This is a genomic window from Sandarakinorhabdus sp. (genome assembly GCF_041689835.1).
Taxonomy (GTDB): Bacteria; Pseudomonadota; Alphaproteobacteria; order Sphingomonadales; family Sphingomonadaceae; genus Sandarakinorhabdus.
In genome coordinates this window covers 23,291-29,944 of sequence record NZ_JBDNFM010000066.1, presented here as the reverse complement: position 1 = coordinate 29,944, position 6,654 = coordinate 23,291, and the positions used below count along the sequence as shown (strand labels likewise).

Annotated in this window: 6 protein-coding genes and 1 pseudogene; 3 read left to right on the top strand and 4 right to left on the bottom strand. The window is 66.1% G+C overall.

The window, feature by feature from the left end; translation table 11 throughout:
* From ACESL8_RS03485 to typA, 4 genes and pseudogenes are all read right to left on the bottom strand, one after another.
* Positions 1–223, bottom strand: a pseudogene (locus ACESL8_RS03485) (MATE family efflux transporter); the annotation flags it as partial.
* Positions 224–322: 99 nt separating this feature from the next.
* A complete protein-coding gene (locus tag ACESL8_RS03480) occupies positions 323–889 on the bottom strand; it encodes a hypothetical protein (protein WP_372915998.1) in 567 nt (188 codons plus the stop codon).
* 38 nt (positions 890–927) lie between these two features.
* Positions 928–1,551 (bottom strand): GTP cyclohydrolase I FolE, encoded by a 624-nt coding sequence (gene folE, locus ACESL8_RS03475; protein WP_372915996.1) that lies wholly within the window; start codon positions 1,549–1,551, stop codon positions 928–930.
* A gap of 172 nt (positions 1,552–1,723) precedes the next feature.
* Complete coding sequence (typA, locus tag ACESL8_RS03470) at positions 1,724–3,544, bottom strand: translational GTPase TypA (RefSeq protein WP_372915994.1); 1,821 nt, start codon at positions 3,542–3,544, stop codon at positions 1,724–1,726.
* A gap of 273 nt (positions 3,545–3,817) precedes the next feature.
* On the opposite strand from typA, the gene ACESL8_RS03465 reads away from it, so the two are divergent.
* From ACESL8_RS03465 to tilS, 3 genes are read left to right on the top strand one after another with little or no spacing between them, the layout of a single operon-like run.
* The gene (locus ACESL8_RS03465) at positions 3,818–4,720 is read left to right on the top strand and encodes a helix-turn-helix domain-containing protein (RefSeq protein WP_372915992.1); all 903 of its coding nucleotides are present in this window, start codon (positions 3,818–3,820) and stop codon (positions 4,718–4,720) included.
* A 17-nt stretch (positions 4,721–4,737) separates the two neighbouring features.
* Entirely contained in the window at positions 4,738–5,658 is a 921-nt protein-coding gene (locus tag ACESL8_RS03460; RefSeq protein ID WP_372915990.1) for a hypothetical protein, read from the top strand.
* Complete coding sequence (tilS, locus tag ACESL8_RS03455; protein ID WP_372915988.1) at positions 5,655–6,647, top strand: tRNA lysidine(34) synthetase TilS; 993 nt, start codon at positions 5,655–5,657, stop codon at positions 6,645–6,647. Before ACESL8_RS03460 ends, tilS begins: the two co-directional genes overlap by 4 nt.
* Positions 6,648–6,654: the final 7 nt, after the last annotated feature.

The window sequence follows — 6,654 nt, the reverse complement described above, 5'->3', positions numbered from 1 at the left end:
CTGACAGCAGGCCCAGCGCCGTGGTCAGCACAACGCCGGTCACCGCCCAGCCAAGGGCGTGATAGCCCATTTCCGCGGCTGAATGCTGGCCGACCACAATCGTGTCCACCAGTCCCATCGCCATGATGCCGAGGCGCGACGCGACGACCGGCGCTGCCAGGCTGAGCAGTGCCGGCAGGCCGTGGCCCTTCGTCTCGTCGTTCGGGGCCGCGGCGGCCGTCATCGGGTTATCATCCTGGCAGGCAACAAGGCCGCTTCGCATACAGGCGCCGGCGGTTTCGGGCAAATCACCGGCGGCGCGTGGGCGCTGCCGGTGGATAGGCTACAGGAGTGGGGGCACCAGCCGGCAGCCGGGGGCTTTCATCACGCCCTTGATGTAGCTGCGCCGGAACTGCCCGGCGAGGCGGGAAGCGGCGGCGAGGCGGGCGGCCTTGTTGGCGCCGGTCAACTGCCGAATGATGCCCTGGCCGGGCACCAGGCTGCCGGTGATGCCTTCGGCGCTGTCGAACAAGCGCTCCACCGGGCTGCGACCCTTTTTGCCCAGAAGCCCCGGATCATCGACATCGGGGCCAACCAGCTCGGTCATGCGGTTCACTTCACCGTTCAACTGGCGGCAATTGCGCAGGCCACCCACGGCATAGGGATAGGCCATGATTGCCGCCAGTTCCGGCGAAACCTTGGGCTTCATCAAATTGAGATCGCGCAGTGGGCGGGTGGCGGCTCGGCCCAGAGAATCGTCCACGCCGCCCTTGGCCGGCCCCAACACCCTTTCGGCGCCGCTGTTGCTTGGCGGTGGGGGCGGCAGTGGCACAGGCGACGATACTGGCGGCGGCAGCGGCGGTGACGCGGACTGGGCAGCAAGCAGCAACAAAAAAGGCAACATGTTCACGTGGTATCAATGCCCCCGCCCATCGCCGGCGAAAAGCCTCAGCCTTTACCCATGAGGCGCAGGACTTCCGAACGGCTGCTGTTGTCGTTGCGGAAAACACCCATCATTCGGCTGGTGGTCATCACCACGCCCGGGGTCATCACGCCGCGCGCTGACATGCAGGCGTGCGTTGCTTCGATCACCACGGCGACGCCGATCGGATCGAGGTGGTGCTGGATGCAATCGGCCACCTCGGCGGTGAGGCGTTCCTGCACTTGCAGACGGCGGGCATAGCCGTGCAACACCCGCGCCAGCTTGGAAATGCCCACCACCCGACTGCGCGGCAGATAGGCGATGTGAGCCTTGCCGATGATCGGCGCCATGTGATGTTCGCAATGGGACTGGAACGGGATGTCGCGAAGAATCACGATCTCGTCATAACCGCCCACTTCGGCAAACGTGCGCGAAAGGTGCAAGCCGGGATCTTCGGCATAGCCCTTGGTATATTCGCGCCACGCTTTCGCTACACGCTTGGGCGTATCGAGTAGCCCTTCGCGCGTGGGATCGTCACCGGTCCAGCGAATGAGGGTGCGAATCGCGGCTTCGGCTTCGGCCTGCGGGATGGTGACGAAATCGGCTGGCGCCGGCGCGTCGAGGGGGCTGTCGTCGTCATAGATGGTCATGCGCAAACTCTAGCTTGGGGCGCCAGCTTGGCCCGCTGCTGCCGGTAGGTGACGATGAGATGCGCGGCCTAGGCCCAGATGGCCAAGCCCGCAATCGTCCCATTGTCGCAGCGTTCCAGCCTTCTGCAAGTCGGGCCTTCTGCCCGTCCCTGGCGCTGTCGCCGGAGGCCGATCAGCCCGCCGAGCGCGAGCGGCTGGCGCGCTTGCGCTCGTTGGGGTCCAGATGCACCTTGCGCAGGCGGATGTGATTGGGCGTCACCTCGACCAGTTCATCTTCGTCAATGTAGGCGATGGCCTTTTCCAGCGTCAGCTTTTTTGGCGGCGACAGCACGATGGCATCATCCTTGCCGCTGGCGCGGAAGTTGGTGAGAGCCTTCGATTTCAGCGGGTTGACCTCAAGATCTTCCACGCGGGAATTTTCGCCGATCACCATGCCCTGGTACACCGATTCGCCCGGGCCGATCATCAGTACGCCGCGCGGCTGCAGATAGCCCAGCGCATAGGTCACGGCATCACCGCTTTCGGTGGAGATCAGCACGCCATTGGCGCGGCCTGAAATCGCGCCCCTGTGCGGGCCGTATTTTTCGAACAGCCGGTTCATGATGCCGGTGCCGCGCGTATCGGACAGGAACTCGCCGTGATAGCCGATCAGGCCGCGCGACGGGGCGGAGAAGGTGAGCCGGGTCTTGCCGCCGCCGCTGGGGCGCATGTCGGTCATTTCGGCTTTGCGGCTCGCCATTTTTTCCACGACCGTGCCGGAATATTGCTCGTCCACATCGATCACGACGATTTCATACGGCTCGGTGCGCTTGCCGTTGTCGTCGGTGCCGAAAATCACGCGCGGGCGCGAGATCGACAGTTCAAAGCCTTCGCGGCGCATGGTTTCGATCAGCACGCCCAACTGAAGTTCGCCGCGGCCCGCCACCTCGAACGCATCCTTGGAAGCGCTTTCGGTGATCTTGATGGCCACGTTACCTTCGGCTTCGCGGGTCAACCGGTCAGCGATCATGCGGCTGGTCACCTTGCTGCCATCGCGGCCGGCATAAGGCGAATCGTTGACGCTGAAGGTCATCGACAGGGTGGGCGGATCGATGGGCTGGGCGTGCAGCGGCTCGGACACGCTCACATCAGCGATGGTGTCGGCCACGGTGGCCTTGGTCAGGCCGGCCAGGGCGATGATGTCGCCGGCCTTGGCTTCCTCGACCGGCACCCGCTCCAGGCCCTGGAAGGCGAAAATCTTGGAGGCGCGGCCGACTTCGGCGACCGTGCCATCCGGGTTCAGCGCGTGGATGGGCGTGTTCACCTTCAGCGTGCCCGACATCACCCGACCGGTGAGGATGCGGCCCACAAAGGAATCGCGGTCCAGCAGCGACACCAGCATCTTGAACGGGCCGTCTGCGTCGCCAGTCGGTGGCGGCACATGGTCAACGATGGTTTGGATCAGCGGCGTCAGATCGCCGGAACGCACCGTGTCCTCGGCGCCGGCATAACCGTTGCGGCCGGATGCATACAGCGTGGGGAAATCCAGCTGGTCGTCGTTGGCTTCCAGCGTGACGAACAGATCGAACACTTCGTTCAGCACTTCGTCGGCGCGGGCATCGGGGCGATCGATCTTGTTGACCACCACAATAGGCCGCAAGCCCAGCGCCAACGCCTTGCCGCACACGAATTTGGTTTGCGGCATCGGGCCTTCGGCAGCGTCGACCAGCAGGATGACGCCGTCGACCATCGACAGGATGCGTTCCACCTCGCCGCCGAAATCGGCGTGGCCGGGGGTATCGACGATATTGATATGCGTGCCGTTCCATTCGATCGACGTGCATTTGGCCAGGATGGTGATGCCGCGTTCTTTTTCCAAGTCGTTGGAATCCATGGCGCGTTCGGCAATGCGCTGGTTGTCGCGGAAGGTGCCGGATTGGCGGAAAAGCTGGTCAACCAAAGTGGTCTTGCCATGGTCGACGTGCGCGATGATCGCGATGTTGCGAATGGACATGCGGAAATTCCGGACAAAAGGGCGGGGGCAATACGGGTCCCATCGCCGGCGTTGCACCAGCAATATCGGCTGCGCGCATAGGGCAAGCCCGGCCTTAGGGCAAGCCAAGCCACCGGCGGCCTGTGTTGCAGCGCCGCGTCGGCCTGTGAAAACGGCCGCAACTGCCAGTGAAAATGCCTGCAATTGATTGACTCCAGACGGCGACAATGGCCATGTCGCAGGCAACGCGGGAGGGTCGCCCGGATGGCCAGTGACAAACAGGAGAGCGCTGCAATGTCGGACAGTGCGGGCCGTGGGCTGACGGTAGGTGCCCTGCTGGCAGAAGCGCGCGCGGCCAAAGGCCGTGAACTGGCCGATGTGGCGCGCGAAACCCGGGTGCCGCTGCGCCACCTGATGGCGATTGAAGCCGACGACCATGAATCCTTGCCGGCGCTGCCGTATGCGCTGGGCTTCGTGAAAACCTTCGCGCGCACTGTCGGCCTCAATTCCGAAGCGGTGGGCGCGCAGTTTCGCGCCGAAACCCGGCTGACCCCGCATGTACCAACCCCGGCCAGCATGGAACCCATGGACGAGGCCCGGCTGCCGTCGCGCGGGCTGGCCATCGCCGGGTTGGGTGTGCTCGTGCTGGTGATCGGCGGGCTGGGCCTGTATGGCGGCGGTGTGCTCGACCCAGCACCAAGCGCGGTGCCAGTCGCGGCTCCTGCCAATGATTTTGCCGGCAATGATCCGGCGCCAGCGCCTGCTGCTCCGGTTGCCGGGCCTTTTAATGAGCCTTCTGGGCTTCCGCCCGCCGCCATCCCGGCCAGCGGCACGGTGGTGCTTACCGCGCGCGAAGATGCGTGGGTCAAGATCTACAGCCGTACCAGTGGTCGCCGCGTCTTCCAGGGCCTGATGATCGCCGGCAGCATCTACAGAGTGCCCGAAGATAGCGGGCCGCTCACTCTGCGCACCGGCCGCGCCGGCGTGGTCGAGGTATCGGTGGCCGGCGTCAAGCTGCCCGCGCTGGGCGGTTCGGTTCAAACCATCGACGGCGTCGTGCTCACCGCTCCGGCGCTGGCCGAGCGCTTTGCTGGTGTAGCCGCCCCCGCCGCTGCCATCGCGGCTGTGCCGTCTGTTCAGGCTCCGGCAAGTCGGGTCGGGGCAAGTCAGGCTGCGCCATCACCACCCGTGCGCTGAGTTTCTGGAGCCTGATCGTGACCCGTATGCTGCCCGCCTTGCTTGCTATCGCCGTGCTGATGCCCGCCCCGCTGGCGGCGCAAGCCGTGGATGTGGCCAAGCTTGACCGCCGGGTGGATACGCTGGAATCGGAAATGCGTGCCGTGCAGAGGAAGGTTTTTCCCGGCGGTAACACGCGTTTTTTTGAACCGGAAATTCCAGCCCAGGTGGCTGCGCCTGATGCGTCCGCACCCGCTGCGGACGCGCTGCCGGCTTCCACCCCGATTGCCGATCTCACGGCGCGGGTGGACGCGGTGGAAGGCCAGCTCAAGACGATGACCGGCCAGATCGAGGCGATGGAATACAAGTTGCGCCAGCTTGAAGACGGTCAGCGCCGCTTGAAGGGTGATGTCGAATTCCGCCTGACCGCGCTGGAAGCGCCCAGCGGCGTCACCCCGCCCGCCGCCGCAGTTCTCGACCTGCCTGCGGCATCGTCCAGGCCGGCTGCAGTGGCAGCGCCCAAGCCGGCAGCACAGACGGCGGCCGCTGCGCCCACCGTCAAACCCGCCACCGAGGCTGCAGCGTGGACCGCCGCCTACCCCAAGGTGAGCGCGCGCGATTGGCCAGGCGTGGGGGGCGCAATGAGCCAGTTTATTGTCGATTGGCCGCGTTCAACGCGCGTGCCCCAGGCCAAATATTGGCTCGGCCGCAGCTTTGCTGCGCGCAATCAGTACCCGCAGGCGGCCAAGGCCTTCCTTGATGTCTATCAGTCTGCGCCGCGCTCCACCCCGGCGCCCGATGCTTTGATTGCGCTGGCCGGCGCGCTCAATGCCATGACCAAGCCCAAGGACGCCTGCCAGGTGCTGGCCGAGCTGGAAGCGGTTTATGGTGCCAAGTTGACCGAAACCCAGAGAACCGATGCCGGGCGCCAGCGCACGAAAGCCAAGTGCACTGCTTGAGCGGGCCAAATGCGCGGCCTGACCTTGCCGCGCTGATCGCGGCGGCGCTGGGCGGCTCGCCCGATTCCGCGCCTGTTGCGCGCATTGCGGTGGCCGTTTCCGGTGGGCCGGATAGCCTCGCTCTGCTTGGCCTTGCTGCTGACGCCTTTCCCGACCGGATCACGGCGCTGACGGTCGATCACCGCCTGCGCCCCGATTCGGTGGCCGAAGCGGCCGGCGTCGCGGCCCAGTGTGCGGCACGCGGTATCGCCCATGTGACGCTGGTGCGCGGCGGCGGCGATATCATTGCAAATGTTCAAGCCCGCGCCCGCACCGCGCGCTATGCGCTGATGGCTGAATGGTGCGCGCAGAACGCTCATGGCTTGCTACTCACCGCCCATCACGCCGACGATCAGGCCGAAACCCTGCTGATGCGATTGAACCGCGCCAGCAGCAGCGGCGGGCTGGCCGGGATCCGCGCCGCCCGTCTGCTGCGTCCGAGCGTGATGCTGGTGCGGCCGCTTTTGGCCTGCCGCAAGGCCGATCTGGTGGCCATCGCGGCGGCCGATGGCTGGCAGGCAGTGGATGACCCCGCCAACCGCGATTCGCGGCATGACCGCACGCAGGCGCGGGTGCTGCTCGCCGCCCATCCGGCACTGGATGCCGGCGCGCTCGCGGCCAGCGCCGCGCACCTGGCCGTTGACGCCGAAGCTTTGTCTTGGGCCGCCGATCTGGCCTGGCAGAGCCGGGTGCGCGAAGCAGATGGCGCGCTGCTTGTGGATGCTGGCGGATTACCGGCGGCGCTGGTGCAGCGCCTGCTGGCGCGCGCGGTGGAGACACTGGCAGGGCGACCGGCGCGAGGAGGCGACATTGCCCGGCTGGCAGCACGACTCGGGCAGGGTCGCAGCGGCACGCTGGCCGGCGTCGTTGCGCGTCCCGGCGCAACCTGGCGTCTTTCCGTCGCCCCGCTGCCACAAAAGGGCGGCAAAAGGCCCCAAAAGTCCGATTGAAACGGGG

Bases quoted from the DNA above. Each gene is read 5' to 3' on its own strand.
- folE (WP_372915996.1), bottom strand. From the start codon at position 1,551: ATGACCATCTATGACGACGACAGCCCCCTCGACGCGCCGGCGCCAGCC.
- typA (WP_372915994.1), bottom strand. From the start codon at position 3,544: ATGTCCATTCGCAACATCGCGATCATCGCGCACGTCGACCATGGCAAG.
- ACESL8_RS03465 (WP_372915992.1), top strand. From the start codon at position 3,818: ATGTCGGACAGTGCGGGCCGTGGGCTGACGGTAGGTGCCCTGCTGGCA.